Source organism: Streptomyces sp. NPDC051921 (genome assembly GCF_040680975.1).
In the GTDB taxonomy this organism is placed as follows: domain Bacteria; phylum Actinomycetota; class Actinomycetes; order Streptomycetales; family Streptomycetaceae; genus Streptomyces.
Genome location: NZ_JBFAXU010000042.1, coordinates 1 through 16,817, shown reverse-complemented (window position 1 = coordinate 16,817; position 16,817 = coordinate 1). Strand labels below are relative to the sequence as shown.

Here is a 16,817-nt window from a genome sequence, read left to right as displayed (position 1 = left end):
CGTGGTCAGGCGGCGGAGGGGCGGGGTTCGATCGTCCCCGCCTCGGACAGGGCGGCGAGGGCGCGCAGACAGGCGGCACGTTGCCGTTCGGGAACGTCGGCCGCGTCGAGGGCGGCATGGACGTCGGGATGGGAGCCGAGCTCCTTCACCAGGGCGACCAGCAGGGGGCTCTTCAGGAAGGACAGCCGGCGGGTACCGAAGTGGTAGGCCAGCGCCCCGAAGGGCTCCGGCCGCAGGGCGACCTGGGGCGAGCAGCGGTACGGCAGCCCCGCGTCGAACGTCGTCGCCACGCTCAGTAGACCCCGCACATGCCGTCGATGGAGATCTCCTCGACGAGCAGCTCCTCCTCGACGCCGTCCCCGGTGACCGCCTCGGCAGCGGCCGCGGCCGAGGTCACGTCCTCGGTCTCCTCGGGCATGCCAGACTCCTCTCCTCGCCACCGCACGAACGGCGGCGCTCCTTGGTGCCCCGACTCCGCGGACGCTATGGGCACCGGGTGCCGTTGGGAAGGTTCCCTCCCGAAGACAGGGGCTGCTCCCACCCCTACGCCGCTCGGATCGGGCGGCGGTAGGGGTGGCCGACCGCCGGTCCCGTCGCTCCCGTCGCCCCGCGCCCGGCCGCGCTCGGCCGCGCTCGGCCGCGCTCGGCCGCGAACTCACGTGCCGCGCTTGGCGGTTGCCCGCCACACGGCACCGGGTGGCGGCCCTCGCGGCGCAGCGAGGCGTGGCCGCGCGAGGACGACACCGACCCCCGGCCGGCCACCGGATCCGCCACCACGGCGCCTGATGGCGGGTTCGCAGCTGCAGATGTGTGAAGTTCACTGCGCCGGGGCACTGTTGACAGTCCGTCAACGACTTTCCGGGCGAAGAACCAAACCCGCGAGTAGCCTCCGGCCTGGCCTTATGGGATCCCTTCCCGATCAAGCCAAGGATTGTAAAAGCTTCGAGTCGAGACTTGATGCGATCGCGTCAGGATGAAAGTGTCCGAGATGCATCACGGGGGGCGCTCGATCGGTCAGAATGTCAACAATCATGGGCAATCTCTTGAGCGCACGCACACACCATGCGAAGCGCGCGATTGACCCGCCTCCCGTTCCGCTGCCCGCCTCCAGACCCTCATCTGGACGGTAGCGGAAGGCCGCAATGGGGAACGGCTGGAGAGGTTTTCGTTCATGCATGAGCGTGATCAACTACTGGACCCGCTGAAGTGCCTGCTCGCCAGGTGCTCCGAAGGGCGAGGCGCGACAGGGATCATCAGCGGTGCGGTCGGCTTCGGCAAGACCGCGCTGCTCGACACGTTCGCCGAGCAGGCGGCGGCCCGGGGCCACACCGTGCTCACCGCCGTCGCGTCCCGGGCGGAGAGCGGGTTCCCGTACTCGGTGGTGGCGCAGCTCTTCCAGAGCGCCCTGAGCGCCGGGGCCGACGCACCCCAGGGGACCACCGCCTTACTCGACCTGCTCTCCGATCCGGCGGCGGCGCCGAGTCGGGTGATGCACGCCGCGCACCGGCTCCTCGCCCTGCTGAGCGCGGAGCGTCCGGTCGTCCTGTGCGTCGACGACGTCCAGCACTCCGACCCGCAGTCTCTGGAGTGTCTGCTGTACCTGATCCGGCGCTGCCGCCCGATCCCTGTCGTCATCGTCCTCACCTACGGCGTCACGGGCATGGCGGAGCGTCAGAGCGCCCTGGCCGAGCTGATGTGCCGGCCGGGCGTCCATCACCTCAGGCTGGGGGCGCTCGACGAGCAGGACGTCGCCGCCACGGTCGCCGACCGCTTCGACGAGGCCACCGCCGAGCGCTGCGCCCCCCAGATCGCCCGGGCCAGCGGGGGCAATCCGCTGCTCGTCCAGGCCCTCCTCAGCGACCGGTCCACGGCCGACGCGGACCCGGACGACACCGACGCCGAACTGGTCGCCGGCCTCGCCTTCCGCGAGGCCTCGGCCGCCTGCGTGCACCGCAGCGGTGCGGACGCCCTCCTGGTGGCCCGCGGGATCGCGATGATCGACGGCGCCGCCTCCCTGTCCCTCCTCTGGGAACTGGTCGGACTGGAGGAATGGGCCGTCGTCTCCGCCCTGAAGCTGCTGCGCGAGTCCCGGCTCATCACCGGGCTCCGCTTCCGGCACCCCGCGATCCGGGCGGCCGTCCTGGACGACATCCCGCCGGCCGAGCGCATCCGGCTCCACCAGCGGGCCGGGCTCCTCCTGCGCGGCCACGGCGCGCCCGCCATGGTCGTCGCCCCCCACCTCCTCGCCGGCGGGTTCCCCCGCGAGGACTGGGCCACGCGACTCCTCATGGACGCCGCGCGCCAGGCGCTCACCACCGACGACGTGCCGCTCGCCGCCCGCTGTCTGCAACTCGCCGAGACCGGCTGCACCGACGAGGAGCAGCGGCGGCGGATCCAGACCACGCTGGCCCGGGTCATGTGGCGCGACAGACCCGAAGCCGCGGACCGGCTGCTCCTGAACCTCGCCACACCGGCGAAGACCGCCGAACTGCCCGGCGTCGCCAGCATCAAGGTCGCCCACACGCTCCTGATGCGGGGCATGGTCGACGACGCCGTCGAGATCCTCAGGCGGGTCTTCCACGCCCAGTCCGGCGACTGCGCGGCCCTCGCCCTGGAGGTCGCCGTGGCCCGTCTGTGGCTGGCCTCCACCTACCCCGGGGTGTCCACCCTGCTGGAGCCGGAGCTCGAGCCGGCCCTCGTGCCGCACCGCACGCCCGCCCAGGCGATCGGCCAGCCTCGGCTGACCTCGAACCACGCGCTGTGGGTCGTCCTGACCAAGGGCGCCGACGACACCCTGGTCGCCGAGACGGAACGGCTCCTGCAGAACACCCCGGTCGACGACGACACCATCCACACGCACGTGTCCGCCGTCATGACGCTGGTCTACGCGGATCGACTCAAGGCGGCCGAGACCCGGTGCGCCCGGCTCCAGGCCGCGATCGCCGACCGGCGCTCCCCCACCTGGAGCGCCCTGCTCACCTCGGTGCAGGCCCTGATCGCGCTGCGCCAGGGCGCCCTGCCCACCGCCGCCGAGACCGCGGAAGCGGCGCTGGCCAGCATGACCGAGGAGGCCTGGGGGGTCGAGATCGGGCTGCCGCTCGCCACCGCGATCGAGGCGCACACCGCCATCGGGGACCACGCCGCGGCCGGCGCGCTGGTCAACAAGCCGGTGCCCGAGGCCATGCTCCAGACCCGCTTCGGCCTGCACTACCTGTACGCGCGGGGCCGCCACCACCTCGCGACCGGCTACCTCGACGCCGCCCTCGCCGACTTCACCCTCTGCGGGAAGAAGGCGCGCGACTGGGCCCTGGACTGCGCCGCCCTGGCGCCCTGGCGGATCGGCCTCGTCGAGTGCTGGCTCCAGCGCGGGCAGCGCGAACGCGCCGTCAAGATCGCCGACGAGCACCTGGCGTCGGTCGGCGAGGCCCCGGCCCGCACCCAGGGCATGGCCCTGCGGGCGCAGGCGGCCACGCGTCCCCCGTCCCAGCGCCTGGAGATCCTCGGCAGGGCGCTGGACCTCCTGCAGTCCGTCGGGGACCGCTACGAGGTGGCCCTCACCCTCGCCGACCTGGGGCGGGCGCACCAGCGGCACAGCGCGACCGGGCAGGCCCGCCTCATCGTCCGCCAGGCGTGGCACACGGCCAACGAGTGCGGTGCCGACGCGCTGCAGTCCTCGCTGCGCCCCAAGCCGTCCGGCACCGTCCCGGCGCAGCCCCGGAGCCTGCACCGGGCCGAGGGCAAGAAGGCCGGCCTGCTCTCCGAGGCCGAGCTGCGGGTGACCTCGCTCGCCGCCCAGGGCTACAGCAACCGCGAGATCTCCAACAAGCTGTACATCACGGTCAGCACGGTCGAGCAGCACCTCACCCGGGTCTACCGCAAGCTCAACATCCGCCACCGGCACGAGCTCCAGGCGACCTTCGCCTCCTAGTGCGGCAACCGTGCCCGCCGTGACGGCCCGGCAGTTCCGAGCGGTCACGGCGGCGTCCGTCGTGACCGAGGCCGGCCCGGGGCCGTCGCGGGCGGGACCGGGGCAAGGACGAGGCCGACGACGGACGCTCCGCGCGTCCGCCGTCGGCCTCGTCGTACGGCAGCGGGTCAGGCGTTCAGGCGCGGGCGAGCACCGCCGTGAACTCCTTCATCAGCTCCGCACCGTGGTCGTTGAGGAAGAAGTGCCCGCCGGGCAGGACACGCAGCCGGAACTCGGCCGTGGTGTGCTCGCTCCAGGCGTTGGCCTCGTCGAGGGTGACCTGCGGGTCGTCCGCTCCCGTGAAGACGAGGACCGGCGCCGCCAGCTTCCGCCCGGGGCGCACCCGGTACGTCTCCGCGGCCGTGTAGTCGCTGCGCAGCGCCGGCAGGATCATCCGCAGGACCTCCTCCTCTCCGAGCATCCGGGGATCGGTGCCCGCCAACCGCTTCAGGTCCGCGATCAGCGTGGCGTCGTCCATCAGGTGCACCCGCTCGTCCCGGAAGCGCGAGGGGGCCCGCCGCCCACTGGCGAACACCGCCTGGGGCACGATGCCGTCCGCCTCCAGGCGGCGGGCGACCTCGAAGGCCAGGGAGGCCCCCATGCTGTGCCCGAAGAGGGCGAACGGCCGGTCCACCCACGGGCGCAGCTCCTCGTGCACGAGGTCCGCGAGGACGTGGAGGTCCTCGACGCACGGCTCGGTGCGGCGCTCCTGCCGCCCGGGGTACTGCAGGGCGAGCACCTCGACCGACGACGGCATCCCCTGGGAGACCGGGAAGAAGTACGTCGCCGATCCGCCGGCGTGCGGGAAGCAGATCAGCCGGGTCTCGGGGGCGTCCTTCCGGTGGAAGCGGCGAACCCACGCGCTGCTCTGGGTGGACAGTCCGGTCATCCTCGTCAACCTTCCTCGCTGGCCGACCGCCGCGCTCCGGGTCACCCATGGCGGGCCGGGCGCCGGGGTCGGCGGTTCGGTGTCCATTCCATCCGTGCGGGGTCCCCGCCTCCACCCCTAAGGGAGATGTAGGGGCGGGCGGGACGGGGCGGGGCGGCGCGCGACGGGCGACGCTGTACGTGCCTCCTCGTTCATCGGGAGGACTATGCGCACAAGTTCTCGCTTTACTTGGAATTCGCTGGAATCGGCCAGATCTCCCGCCGTCCGGCGTCGCCCGCGCCGGGCCCGGGTAGAGGGAGCGGGAAACCAGTCCGAGGACCGTGGGGGAAGGGCGCGCAGATGCGGGTCAAGCGGGTCAAGTCGCGAGCAGGGGTACGGGCGACCGTCTTCGCCGACGGGACGTTGCGGCTGTTCTCCGAGCAGACGGCCGCCGAGTGCGTCTGCGACACGGAGGCCACGGCGATGTGGATCGCCCTGCGGCGGCACGACGGCGAGTGTCATGCCGCCGCCGACATGCTGGCCGACTTATGGGGCTCCGACGCGGCACGTGTGCGGGCCGACATGGAGCACCTGGTCGACTCCCTGTGCGGCGGCGGCTTCCTCGACGTCCAGCACTGACACCGGATTTCGGGCGGGACGTCCGGCCGCTCAGCGGGGCCGACCGGCGAGCGCGGCGAGCCGGAGCCGGTCGACCTTGCGGTTCGGGTTCAGGGGGAACTCGTCCAGGTGCCGGAAGTCCTTGGGCACCGAGCCCTCGGGCAGGGTGCCGCGCAGTGCCTTGAGCAGGTCGCGGGGCGGCTGGGCCGTTCCCGTGTAGAACACGACGAGTTCGAGCCCGGCGTCGGTCGTCCGGGTCACCGTGACGGCGTCGGTCACTCCGGGGCAGGCACGGACGGCGTGGTCGACCTCGGGGAGCTCGACGCGCATCCCCTGGATCTGGACCTGGCTGTCACCGCGCCCGAGGTAGGCCAGTTCGCCGTCGGCCAGCAGCCGGACCCGGTCCCCGGTGCGGTACCAGCGCACGGAGTCGCGCTCCACGAAGCGGCCCTCGTCGTCGGCGGGGTCGAGATAGCCCGCTGCCGCCTGCGGACCGCTGACGCAGAGCTCGCCCTCCGTCGTCGCCGCCTCGCCGTCCGGGCCGAGGAGCAGGGTGTCGTGGCCGGGGTGGACGGCGCCGATCGGCACGATGCCGCTGACCGCCAGGCGCTGGGAGAGGTCCGGCTGCCAGCGGTGCCCGGTGATGGTGAGGGTGAGCTCGGCGGGGCCGTAGAGGTTCTCGATCTCCGATGCCTTGGCGGCGGCCTGCCAGGCCACGACGTCGGCGCACTTCAGCGCCTCTCCGGCGAAGAAGCTCCACCGCAGGGAGGGCATCGCCCCCTCGGTGAGTCCGCCCATCCGCCGGACCAGGCCGATGGCGCTGGGGGTGGAGAACCACACGGACACCTGGCGCTCGGCCATGAAGGCCGGCAGGTCCAGGTAGGCGCCCGCGGGCACGTGGCAGACCGTGGCACCCGCGCCCCAGGCCGAGAACAGCTCGAAGACGGCGCAGTCGAAGTTCAGTTCGAGCACCTGGGAGAAGACGTCCTCGGCGTGGAAGTCGTACCGCTCATCCGTGACGGCGAAGTAGTGACGGAAGTTGTTGTGGGTGAGGGGCACGCCCTTGGGGCGTCCGGTGGAGCCGGACGTGAAGAGGACGTAGGCGGTGTCCGAGGGCAGCACTTCCACGGGTGCGTCGAGGGCACCCCGTTCCCCGCGCGCCCGACCGCGTTCGGCCGGCACCACCGGCAGGGCGAGCCCGGTCTCCGCGAGCACCGCGGCGCCGCGCTCGTCGGCGAGGACGACGGAGGCGCCGGAGGCCCGGAGCATCTCCCTGACGCGGGAGACGGGAAGGTCGGGGTGCATCGGGACGACCGCGGCGCCGGTGAAGAGGGCCGCCAGGACGCCCACGTACGCGCACACGCCCTTTCCGGCCAGTACGGCGACGGCCCGGGGGCGCTCCGCCGTCGCCGCCAGGAGCGAGCCCGCCCAGCCGAGCGCCAGCTCGTACGCCTCGTCGTACCGCACCGTGTCGGTGCCCACCCGGATCGCCGGCCGGCCGGGGTGGCCCGCCACGCCGCTCAGGAAGCGCGCGTGCAGCGCGTGCCTCGAAGTGCCGTTCATGGTTTCCCTTCGCAGGAGGGGCCGGTAGGGGTTGTTCCCGTGCCGTCCCGGGGGTTGGTTGGTGGACGCGCACGGAAGCTGCGGAAACCGAGAGGAATGAGGCCGCGATGTGGGATGAGCGTTTCGAGGAGATACTGCGCCGGTTCCTCCCGTTCCTCGAGGAGGACGAGAAGCTGGAAGGGGACCTGACACTGCGCGACTTCGGCCTGGACTCCCTGGAGACGGTCGGGCTGCTCGCGGAACTGGAGCGCGCGTACGAGGTCAAGTTCGTGGGCGACGCGCTCGCGGTGGAGAACTTCGCCACCCCCGATCGGCTCTGGGCGACGCTGGACGAGCTGCGCTAGGACCGGTCCTTCGGATCACGCCGGACCAGGTGGACCAGGCGGATCGGGCGGATCCAGCGGATATGGCGGATCTGGCGGATCGGCCTCGGTCGGCCCGGGGGTCTCCGGGGTCGCTTCGTCGCGCCGGTCAGGCGACCGCGGAGCGCCGCCTCGGCCGCAGCGCGGTGGCCGGCTTGACCGGGACGACCTCGAAGGTGCGGGTCACACAGGCCACCCGGCCCCACAGGGCGTCCTGGCCCGCCACGCAGACCTTCCCGACGCCCAGCCGCGCGAGCGTTTCGACGGCCAGGGGCCAGCGCACCGGCCGGACGATCGCGTCCAGGAGCAGGGTGCGGACCTCCTCCCCGGTCCTCAGCAGGGCGCCGTCGTGGTCGGAGACCACCGGGACCGTCGGATCGGCGAACGGGATGCCGCCGACCAGTTCGTTCTCCATCCGGTCGCGCAGCGGGGCGAAGCCGCTGGAGTGCATGGGCGGGCTCATGACGTACAACGGCAGGGAGCCCGCGTCACGGAGCCGCTGCTGGAGCCGTTCGAGGCTGCTGCGGCGCACCGACACCATGTAGAAGGCCTCGTCGACGTAGCAGGCGATGTCGCCCCACTCGCCGCGCTCGTCCAGCTCCGCCAGCACCTCCTGGATCGTCTCCATGGAGGTGCGGGCGACGGACTGGGTCACCACGTCCTGGTGTTCGCGGACGAAGTACTCCCTGAGGTGGCGCCCCCATTCCGCGGTCATCCGCACGGCGTCGGGGAAGGCCAGGGCGCCCGAGGCGACCGCGGCCGGCGTCCCGCCGAAGCTGGGCCCGGCACAGAACTCCGCCCGGATCCCGTACTCCTCCTCGGCCCAGGCGGCCAGGGCCAGGCAGTTGACCAGGAACGCGACCCGGGAGACGTCGCTGTACTCCTCCTGGTCCTCCCGGTAGGCGTCGACGAGCGAATACCCGAGCACCTGGTCGGCCTCCCGCACGAGGCTCCGGGCGAACGGATTGATCATCATGAACTTCGCGACGTCCTGGAAGGTGGACGGACCTATTCCCGGGAATATGGTCGCCGTTCCGGTACGAGCGTCAGCATTCATAAGTGTCCGGCGTCCCTCCACGAAAAGGATCTCCTGGCGTCAAGCCCTGCAATTGTGGAGTCGGCCGCACCGGCCTCCTAACCCCTACCGGCCCCTAGGGAGCCCATTCACCCCCCAACGTCCGCTGGCCGGGACCGAACGCGTCGTGATAGGAGACTGGTCATTGCCAATGGACCCGGATTTCCCGCCGTTCACGGCCCCCGTTTCCTTCCCTCCCGTGAGGAAGAGCGACATGAGTTCGCAGCCACTCCATTCCGTCCGTACGGACGGCCACGCCGACAATCTGCGCACCTATCTGCTGGCGGCCGGGGCGCTGACGCCGGACAAGCCGGCGATCGTCGAGGCCACGGCCGACGGCGGCCTGCGCTCCGTCTCCTACCGGCAGCTGGAGGAACGCACCGACGACTACGCCGCCGCCCTGGAGGCCCTGGGCCTCGACGTCGGTGACCGCGTGATGCTGGAGGCACGCGCCACCGCCGACGCCGTCGCGGCCTTCCTCGCCTGCGCCTCGCTGGGCCTGCCCTTCATCCCCACGAGCCCCGACACCCCGCCCCGGCGGATCCGGACGATCATCGAGACGGCGACGCCGTCGCTGTTCCTCCAGGCCGCCGACGGCACCCGCGAGGACCTCCCCGAGGACCTCGGCACCGCCCGCTTCGGCCCGGACGGCGTGACGGTGGAGCGCCGGCCCGTCCCCCGGGTCCGCAGCCGCCGGCAGGTCGTCGGCACCGATCCCGCGTACATCGTCTTCACCTCGGGCACCACCGGTCGCCCCAAGGGCGTGGTGATGAGCCACCGCGCCAACATCGCCTTCTACCGCGGGGTCCACGCCCAGGGGATCATCGAGCCCCACGAGCGGGTCGCCATCGCCTCCCCCTTCCACTTCGACTTCTGCCTCGGCGGCATCGCCCTCGCGCTCAGCGCGGGAGCGACCGCGGTCCCCGTACCGCGCGACTCCCTCGACTTCCCGCGCCGCTTCGCCGACTTCCTCCGGGACGCCGAGGTCACCCAGGTCCAGGGCGTGCCCTCCATCTGGCGTCCGCTGACCCGGTACGAGCCGGAACTGCTGGCCGGGCTCGACCTGCTCCGGGTGGTCGTGTTCTCCGGCGAGGACTTCCCGCTCGCGGAGCTGCGCGAGCTCCAGAAGCTGCTGCCCGGCCGGCGCATCGTCAACCTGTACGGGGCCACCGAGTCGATGGCCGCCTCCCTCACGGACGTGCCCGACCCGCTGCCCGCGGACCTGGAGCGGCTCTCGATCGGCCATGCCCACCCGGGTGCGGAGATGCACATCCTCGACGAGGAGGGCCGGGTGATCGAACGGCCCGGCACCCCCGGGGAGATCCACCTCCGCAGCCCCGCGCTGTTCTCCGGCTACTGGGGCGACCCGGAGGCCACCCGCGCGACGCTCGTGCCGGACCCGCTCTCCCCCGCGTCCGGCCAGCTCGTGCTGCGCACCGGAGACCGCGCGTACAAGGGCGAGAACGGGGAGCTGTACTTCATCAGCCGCACCGACTCCCAGGTGCAGATCCGCGGCAACCGCGTCGAGCTCGGCGAGGTCGAGCGCCGGATACAGGAGTACCCGGGGGTCGCGGCGGCGGTCGTCCTGGTCTCCCCCGGGCGCGGCGGGGACGCCGAGCTGAGCGCCTTCGTGGTGCCGGCTCCCGGAGCGGCCGAGGTCCGGCTCGTGCGGCTGCGGGCGTTCTGCGCCGAGACCCTGCCCGAGTACATGATCCCCCGCCGACTGCGCGTCCTGCCCGAATTCCCGGTCACCGCCAACGGGAAGACCGACCGCGCCGCCCTTCTCCGCGGCGCCGGGGTCTGAGGCCCCGCGGCCCGCCGGAAACCCCGCGTCCACCGCCTCCTTAGGGGCGGTTAGGGGTTCAGGACGATTCGTCCCGCCATTACCTTGACGCCCATGGATGGTCTGGCAGTCGCGCCTACGCGAGCGAGGGAATACCCGACCGACGAGGAACTTCTCGACCGGGTCATGGGTCCGTACAAGTCGAAGAACTGCGTCTATCTGAAAGAGGCGGTGGTCGGGGTCGACGGAGAGAATCCGGACGACCTGCGACTCACCGCCTCTTGCCGCTTCGAGATCCCCGAGTCCTGCTACATCGACGACACGGGGCATTTCAACTCGGTCGAATTCAACATCTGCTACAATCAGATGGCCTACTTCCTCATCGCCAAATCGGTGAAGGAAGGGCTGGTCCACCCGTTCTCCGACTGGTCGCTGGAGGACTTCTGGAACCGGCAGCTCGGTGACATCCTGATCACCGACTTCAGCAGCCACTTCCGCGTCCAGATGCGCGGCCGGTTCTTCCGCGGCGAGATGGAGATCGTCGAGATCGTGGCCTGGGAGGGCAGCGACATACGCGATCCGCTCGTCGTCGTCCGCACCAAGTGCCGCTACTGGGACGAGCACGGCGGCGACGCCCACGGCGAGATCAGCGTGGCCATCACCAATCCTCCTGCCCTTGACGGGATGTGAGGCCCGGATGAGCCATCCCGACGAGGTGACCGCGCGCCAGGACGGCGCCGCCCCGGGGGCCTGGCCCCCGCCCGGCGACGCCTGGGACACCGCCGACTTCTACACCCGCCTCGCCGGGCGGGGCTTCCAGTACGGCGAGGCGTTCCGGGGGCTGCGCGCCGCGTGGTCCAGCGGCGACGACGTCTACGCCGACGTGGAACTCGACGCCGCGGCGGCCTCCGCGAAGCCGGAGTCCTTCCACGTCCACCCCGCACTCTTCGACTCGGCGCTGCACGCCGCGCTCCGGCCCGTCCTCGACGACGAGGACGGGCTCTTCCTGCCCTTCGCCCTGCGCCGGGTGCGCGTGCACCGGCCGGGCGCCGACGCGATGCGGGTCCACATCAGGCCCGACGGCAAGAACTCCCTGTCGCTGTCCGCGGTCGACTCCGCCGGCCGCGCGGTGGTGTCGGTCGGCTCCCTGGCACTCCGCCCGGTGAGCCCGGAACAGCTCGGCGCCGCCGCCGGACAGAACGGCCGGCTCCTGCGCCTGGAGTGGAAGCGCCTCCCGGCCCGGCGGTCCACGGCGGCGGACGAGGAGCACTGGGCCTTCCTCGGCACCGACCACCTGGGCCTGACCGGCGCGCTCAAGGCCGCCAAGCGCCCCTTCAGCACCTACCAGACACTGCGCTCGCTCGACGCGGGGCTGCGCAACGCCGACCCCGTTCCCGACGTCCTCCTGCTGTCCTGCACCGACGAGTCCGAGGGAGCCGCCGCCGTACGCGCCGCGACCCAGCGCGCGCTGATCCTCGTCCAGGAGTGGCTGCGGGACGAGCGGCTCGCCTCCTCCCGTCTGGTGTTCGTCACCCGCGGCGCGGTCGCCGCCACGGCCGCGGACGACTGCTCCGACCTGCCGGGCGCCGCCCTGTGGGGCCTGGTCCGCAGCGCCCAGACCGAGCACCCCGACCGGTTCTTCCTCGTGGACCTCGACGACTCGGAGGCGTACGGGCCGGCTTTCGTCTCGGCGGTCGGCGCCGCGGTCCCCCAGATCGCCCTGCGCCACAACACGCCGCTGCGCCCCCGGCTGGCCCGCTCCCCCGCCGCGCGGCCGCGCGCGACGGAGGCATGGGATCCGCGGGGCACCGTCCTCATCACCGGGGGCACCGGTTCACTCGGCTCCCTGACCGCGCGCCACCTGGTGGAGCGGCACAAGGTGTCCCGGCTCGTCCTGCTCAGCCGTCGCGGCCCGGCCGCGCCCGGCGCGGCCCGCCTCGCGGCCGAACTCACCGCCCTCGGCGCCCATGTGACGGTGGCCGCGGGCGACGCACGCTCCAGGTCCGACCTCGAACGGGTGCTGGCCGGGATCCCTCCGGAGCACCCGCTCACCGCGGTGCTGCACAGCGCCGGTGTCATCGCCGACGGTACGGTCACGGGCCTCACGCCCCGCAAGTTCGAGCAGGTCTTCCTCCCCAAGGTGGACGCCGCGCTCAACCTGCACGAGGTGACCCGCGACCTGCCGGGCTGCGAACTCGTCCTGTTCTCCTCCGTCTCCGGGCTCCTCGGCGGAGCCGGGCAGGCCAACTACGCGGCGGCCAACGCCTTCCTGGACGGCCTCGCGCAGCATCGCAAGGCGTCCGGGCTCCGCGGCGTCTCGCTCGCCTGGGGCCTCTGGGACGACGGCATGGCCAACGAGCTCGGCTCGGCCGACCTGAGCCGCATGGCCCGCTACGGCCTGGCCGCGATGACCCCCGAGGAGGGCCTCGCCCTCCTCGACGCCAGCCGGGGGCGCGACGAGGCGCTGCTGGTGCCCGTACGGCTCAACGACGCCACGCTCGCGGCGGGCACCTCCATGCTGCCCGAGATGATGGCGGACCTCGCGTCGCGGCCCGCCGGCCGGCGCTCCGCCACCGCCCGCGCGGACGAGGCCCTGGCCTTCCGCGAGGGGCTCGCGCAGCTGCCCGCTGCCGAATGGGAGCCGGCGATCGTCAAGTTCGTCCGCGCGCAGGTCGCCTCGGCCCTCGGGCACGAGTCCGCCGACGCCATCGACGCCGAACGGGAACTGGCCGACCTGGGCTTCGACTCGCTCACCAGCCTGGAGCTGGGCCGCCGGCTGTCCGCGGTGACCGGCCTCAAGCTGCCGGCCACCCTCCCCTTCGACCACCCGACGCCTGCCGAGCTCGGCAGACACCTCACCAGATTGCTGCGGTGACCCACCACCGCACGGACTCCCGCAGAGCGCTCCGCGGAGCGCTCCGGGGAGCGGAAGGAGCCGATCATGCACGTGGTCATCGTCGGTGGCGGAGTGATCGGGCTGGGCATCGCCTGGCGATCACTGGAACGGGGCCTCGGGGTGACGGTCGTCGACCCCGAACCGGCGAGCAAGGCGTCGCACGTCTCCGCCGGCATGCTCCCTCCGGCCAACGAACTGCTCTACTCCCAGGAGGACCTCCTCCGGCTGTGCCTGGCCTCCAGGGAGCGGTACCCGTCCTTCGTCGAGGAGCTGGAGGCCGTCTCAGGGGTGCCCACGGGCTACCGCCGGGACGGCCTCCTCGACGTCGCCCTCGATGACGAGAGCCTCGACGTCCTCGGCGGCCTCCACCGTTTCGTCGAGTCCGTCGGCGTCACCGTCGAATCCCTGGACGCCCGTCAGTGCCGCGAGCTCGAGCCCACGCTCGCGCCGACGGTACGCGGCGGACTGCTCTCCCCGGACGACGGCGCCGTCAATCCCCGCGAGCTGACGGCCTCCCTGCTGGCAGCCGTCAGCGCGCGCGGCGGCACGCTGATCCGCAGACGCGTCACGGACGTCCTGATCGACGGCCGGGCCGTGGGGGTGCGGCTGGACGACGGCACGACGGTCCACGGCGACCGGACGGTCCTGTCCGCGGGCTGCTGGACCCACCTGCTCGGCGGCCTGCCGTCCGGGGCCGTCCCGGAGATCGCCCCGGCCAAGGGCCAGATCCTGCGGCTCCGCTCCCCGGAGCCGTACCTGCGGCGCGCCACCCGCGCCGTCGCGGGCGGCTCAGGCGTCTACCTGGTCCCGCGCGCCGACGGCGAACTGGTCGTCGGCGCCACGTACGAGGAGCGCGGCTATGACACGACGGTCACCGCGGGGGGCGTCGCCGAACTCCTCGACAAGGTTCGCGCGGTCCTGCCCGGCGCGGCGGGCCTCGAACTGGCGGAGGCCGCCGCCGGCCTCCGCCCGGGCTCCCCGGACGGGCTGCCCGTGCTCGGCGAGACGTGCGTACCGGACCTTCTGCTGGCCACCGGGCACTCCCGCATCGGTGTCCAGCTCGCCCCGGTGACGGCCGACGTGATCGCCGAGATGCTGGTGAGCGGCGAGGTCCTGGACGTGGCGAAGGCGTTCTCGGTGGACCGCTTCCCGCGGTGAGGCCTGAGGCACCAGGACAGCGAAGCACCACGAGAACGAGGCCGGCCCCGGTTCCCTCTGGGAACCGGGGCCGGCCTCGTTCTCGGACCGGTCACACGCCGGCGTGTTCCGGTGACACGGCCGGCTCCGGCTGCGCCTGACCGACACTGCCGGTGGCGTGCTCCACCCACAGCCGTACGTCCTCACCGCGGGAGCGGATCGTGAGCTCCCTGGAACCGGTCCCGTCGGCGGGCCCGACCACGACCTGGAGGAGGGCGCTGCCCTGGGTGCTCAGGACGAGGGGTGCGTGCAGGATGAGTTCCTCGATCTCGTCGCACCCCGTGACCTCGGCCGCGTGCAGCGCCAGCTCGACGAAGGCCGTACCGGGCAGGATCGTCGCCCCCGCGATCGCGTGGTCCGCGAGCCACGGGTACTCACGCAGCGACATCCGCCCCGTGAACAGATGACTCCCGTCCGGCAGTTCCGTCGCCGTCGCCAGCAGCGGATGCACCGCCGCCTCGAGCCCCAGACCGGCCGCATCGCCGGCCGCGACGGGCGCGGCCAGCCAGTACCGCTCGTGCTCGAACGCGTACGTGGGCAGCTCGACCCGCCGCGCACCCGCCCCGGCATCGGCACCGGCACCGGCACCGGCACCGGCACCGGCACCGGCACCAGTGAAGAAGGCCGTCCAGTCGACGGCCGCGCCGGCGGCGTGGAGCCGACCCAGCGCGGTGACGAGCGCGGTGGGCTCCTCCTGGTTTCGGCGCAGGGCCGGGATCGCGTGGTCGGAGTCGATGAGCGGGGTGAGTACGGCGTCGGGGCCGATCTCCAGGAAACGGGTCACGCCCTGGGCGGTGAGGGTGGTGACGGCGTCGGCGAAGCGGACCGCGTCACGCACCTGCCGCACCCAGTACGCGGGCGAGTCCAGCTCCGCAGCCGTCTCACCCGTGACGGTCGACACGACCGGGATACGGGCGGAGCCGTACGCCAGCCCGTCCAGGACCGTGCGGAACTCGTCCAGCATCGGCTCCATGAGGACGGAGTGGAAGGCGTGCGAGACCTTCAGCCGCGACGTACGAACACCCTGCTCGGCGAAATGCTCGGCGATCCGCAGGACTTCGCCCTCGACACCCGAAACGACCACCGACGACGGGCCGTTGACCGCCGCGATGCCGACGCCGTCGGACAGGTGCGGGAGGACATCCGCTTCGGGTGCCGCGACGGCGACCATCGCGCCGCCCTCCGGCAGCGCCTGCATCAACCGCCCACGCGCCGCCACCAGCGTCGCCGCATCCGCCAGAGACAGCACCCCGGACACGTGCGCGGCAGCGATCTCCCCCACCGAGTGACCGGCGAGAGCGTCCGGCCGGACACCCCACGACTCCACCAGCCGGAACAGCGCCACCTCGACCGCGAACAACGCGGCCTGCGCGAACACCGTCTGATTCAGCAGACCGGCGTCCTCACCCCACATCACCTCCCGCAACGGACGCTCAAGATGCCCATCCAGCTCAGCAACCACCGCGTCCAGCGCTTCGGCGAACACCGGGAATGACGCATACAGCTCACGCCCCATCCCCAGACGCTGAGCACCCTGACCCGAGAACACGAAGGCGGTGCGGCCATCGCTGCGGGCATGCACCGGCTGAACCGAACCGAGCTGCGCGAGCAGCTCCTCGCGACCCGCGCCGACCACCACAGCCCGGTGCTCCAGCGCCGCACGACCCGTCGCCAGCGAGAAGCCGACATCGACCGGCGACAACTCCGGCCGACCGCCCACGAAACCGGCCAGCCGCTCCACCTGAGCCGCCAGCCCCTCCGCCGACCGCGCCGACACCACCCACGGCACCACCGACGGCGAGCCACCGGAAGAGCCGGCCGACTCAGGCTCACGCTCCGCCTCCGGGGCCTGCTCGATGATCACGTGCGCGTTCGTGCCGCTGATACCGAACGAGGAGACACCCGCCCTGCGGGGCCGCTCCCCCGCCGGCCACGAACGGTTCTCCCGCAGCAGTTCCACCGCGCCCGCGTCCCAGTCGACGCGCGACGACGGCTCGTCCACGTGCAGCGTCCGGGGCAGCACCCCGTGCCGCATCGCCTGGACCATCTTGATCACACCACCGACACCGGCAGCCGCCTGGCTGTGTCCGATGTTGGACTTCAACGACCCCAGCCACAACGGCCGGTCGTCCTCGCGGTCCTGCCCGTATGTGGCGATCAGGGCCTGCGCCTCGATCGGGTCACCCAGTGTCGTGCCCGTCCCGTGCGCCTCCACGGCGTCGATCTCCGCGGGCGTCAGTCCGGCGCTGGCGAGTGCCTGCCGGATGACCCGCTGCTGCGAGGGGCCGTTGGGGGCCGTCAGGCCGTTCGACGCACCGTCCTGATTGACCGCGGAACCCCGCACCACGGCTAGCACCGTGTGCCCGTTCCGACGCGCGTCCGACAGCCGCTCCAGCACCAGCAGACCCACGCCCTCACTCCAGCCGGTGCCGTCCGCCGCATCCGCGAACGCCTTGCACCGCCCGTCCGGCGACAACCCGCGCTGACG

Annotated in this window: 13 protein-coding genes; 7 read left to right on the top strand and 6 right to left on the bottom strand. The window is 72.5% G+C overall.

Features of this window, described 5'->3' with window-relative positions; translation table 11 throughout:
- Nucleotides 1–5: 5 nt before the first annotated feature.
- The gene (gene mftB, locus AB0M16_RS35390) at nt 6–290 is read right to left on the bottom strand and encodes a mycofactocin biosynthesis chaperone MftB (protein ID WP_365350497.1); all 285 of its coding nucleotides are present in this window, start codon (nt 288–290) and stop codon (nt 6–8) included.
- Between the two features lie 2 nt (nt 291–292).
- The gene (mftA, locus tag AB0M16_RS35385; protein WP_365350495.1) at nt 293–418 is read right to left on the bottom strand and encodes a mycofactocin precursor MftA; all 126 of its coding nucleotides are present in this window, start codon (nt 416–418) and stop codon (nt 293–295) included.
- Nucleotides 419–1,171: 753 nt separating this feature from the next.
- On the opposite strand from mftA, the gene AB0M16_RS35380 reads away from it, so the two are divergent.
- Nucleotides 1,172–3,928 carry an AAA family ATPase gene (locus tag AB0M16_RS35380; RefSeq protein WP_365350493.1) on the top strand — a complete coding sequence of 919 codons (2,757 nt, stop codon included), beginning with the start codon at nt 1,172–1,174 and terminating at the stop codon, nt 3,926–3,928.
- A 175-nt stretch (nt 3,929–4,103) separates the two neighbouring features.
- On the opposite strand, the gene AB0M16_RS35375 is transcribed toward AB0M16_RS35380, so the two are convergent.
- Nucleotides 4,104–4,856: an alpha/beta fold hydrolase gene (locus AB0M16_RS35375; protein ID WP_365350491.1), complete on the bottom strand. Its 753-nt coding sequence runs from the start codon at nt 4,854–4,856 to the stop codon at nt 4,104–4,106.
- Between the two features lie 339 nt (nt 4,857–5,195).
- Between AB0M16_RS35375 and AB0M16_RS35370 the strand changes: the two genes are divergently transcribed.
- Nucleotides 5,196–5,474, top strand: coding sequence for a PqqD family protein (locus AB0M16_RS35370; protein ID WP_365350489.1), 279 nt, complete (start codon nt 5,196–5,198; stop codon nt 5,472–5,474).
- A 30-nt stretch (nt 5,475–5,504) separates the two neighbouring features.
- On the opposite strand, the gene AB0M16_RS35365 is transcribed toward AB0M16_RS35370, so the two are convergent.
- On the bottom strand, nt 5,505–7,016 hold the full coding sequence (locus AB0M16_RS35365; RefSeq protein WP_365350487.1) for an AMP-binding protein: 1,512 nt from the start codon (nt 7,014–7,016) through the stop codon (nt 5,505–5,507).
- 107 nt (nt 7,017–7,123) lie between these two features.
- On the opposite strand from AB0M16_RS35365, the gene AB0M16_RS35360 reads away from it, so the two are divergent.
- A complete protein-coding gene (locus AB0M16_RS35360; RefSeq protein WP_365350485.1) occupies nt 7,124–7,360 on the top strand; it encodes an acyl carrier protein in 237 nt (78 codons plus the stop codon).
- 127 nt (nt 7,361–7,487) lie between these two features.
- Here AB0M16_RS35360 and AB0M16_RS35355 read toward each other — a convergent pair whose 3' ends face one another.
- Nucleotides 7,488–8,354, bottom strand: a complete 867-nt coding sequence (locus tag AB0M16_RS35355) for an ACP S-malonyltransferase (RefSeq protein WP_365350483.1) — start codon at nt 8,352–8,354, stop codon at nt 7,488–7,490.
- A 313-nt stretch (nt 8,355–8,667) separates the two neighbouring features.
- Here AB0M16_RS35355 and AB0M16_RS35350 point away from each other — a divergent pair, with 313 nt between their 5' ends.
- The 4 genes from AB0M16_RS35350 (at nt 8,668) to thiO (ending at nt 14,290) form a co-directional block, all read left to right on the top strand.
- Nucleotides 8,668–10,257, top strand: a complete 1,590-nt coding sequence (locus tag AB0M16_RS35350) for an AMP-binding protein (RefSeq protein WP_365350481.1) — start codon at nt 8,668–8,670, stop codon at nt 10,255–10,257.
- A 93-nt stretch (nt 10,258–10,350) separates the two neighbouring features.
- Nucleotides 10,351–10,926 (top strand): FcoT family thioesterase, encoded by a 576-nt coding sequence (locus AB0M16_RS35345; RefSeq protein WP_365350479.1) that lies wholly within the window; start codon nt 10,351–10,353, stop codon nt 10,924–10,926.
- Between the two features lie 7 nt (nt 10,927–10,933).
- On the top strand, nt 10,934–13,111 hold the full coding sequence (locus AB0M16_RS35340) for a type I polyketide synthase (protein WP_365350477.1): 2,178 nt from the start codon (nt 10,934–10,936) through the stop codon (nt 13,109–13,111).
- 66 nt (nt 13,112–13,177) lie between these two features.
- A complete protein-coding gene (gene thiO / locus AB0M16_RS35335) occupies nt 13,178–14,290 on the top strand; it encodes a glycine oxidase ThiO (protein ID WP_365350475.1) in 1,113 nt (370 codons plus the stop codon).
- A 91-nt stretch (nt 14,291–14,381) separates the two neighbouring features.
- Here the strand turns inward: thiO and AB0M16_RS35330 are convergent.
- Nucleotides 14,382–16,817 (bottom strand): type I polyketide synthase (locus tag AB0M16_RS35330; RefSeq protein WP_365350473.1); only part of this gene is annotated, 2,436 nt, incomplete at its 5' end.

What these genes read in the sequence shown, in the direction of transcription:
- AB0M16_RS35340 (WP_365350477.1), top strand. Translation starts at nt 10,934, where the DNA reads ATGAGCCATCCCGACGAGGTGACCGCGCGCCAGGACGGCGCCGCCCCG.
- AB0M16_RS35345 (WP_365350479.1), top strand. Translation starts at nt 10,351, where the DNA reads ATGGATGGTCTGGCAGTCGCGCCTACGCGAGCGAGGGAATACCCGACC.
- AB0M16_RS35360 (WP_365350485.1), top strand. Translation starts at nt 7,124, where the DNA reads ATGTGGGATGAGCGTTTCGAGGAGATACTGCGCCGGTTCCTCCCGTTC.
- AB0M16_RS35350 (WP_365350481.1), top strand. Translation starts at nt 8,668, where the DNA reads ATGAGTTCGCAGCCACTCCATTCCGTCCGTACGGACGGCCACGCCGAC.
- mftA (WP_365350495.1), bottom strand. Translation starts at nt 418, where the DNA reads ATGCCCGAGGAGACCGAGGACGTGACCTCGGCCGCGGCCGCTGCCGAG.
- AB0M16_RS35380 (WP_365350493.1), top strand. Translation starts at nt 1,172, where the DNA reads ATGCATGAGCGTGATCAACTACTGGACCCGCTGAAGTGCCTGCTCGCC.
- AB0M16_RS35355 (WP_365350483.1), bottom strand. Translation starts at nt 8,354, where the DNA reads ATGATGATCAATCCGTTCGCCCGGAGCCTCGTGCGGGAGGCCGACCAG.
- thiO (WP_365350475.1), top strand. Translation starts at nt 13,178, where the DNA reads ATGCACGTGGTCATCGTCGGTGGCGGAGTGATCGGGCTGGGCATCGCC.
- AB0M16_RS35370 (WP_365350489.1), top strand. Translation starts at nt 5,196, where the DNA reads ATGCGGGTCAAGCGGGTCAAGTCGCGAGCAGGGGTACGGGCGACCGTC.
- AB0M16_RS35375 (WP_365350491.1), bottom strand. Translation starts at nt 4,856, where the DNA reads ATGACCGGACTGTCCACCCAGAGCAGCGCGTGGGTTCGCCGCTTCCAC.
- AB0M16_RS35365 (WP_365350487.1), bottom strand. Translation starts at nt 7,016, where the DNA reads ATGAACGGCACTTCGAGGCACGCGCTGCACGCGCGCTTCCTGAGCGGC.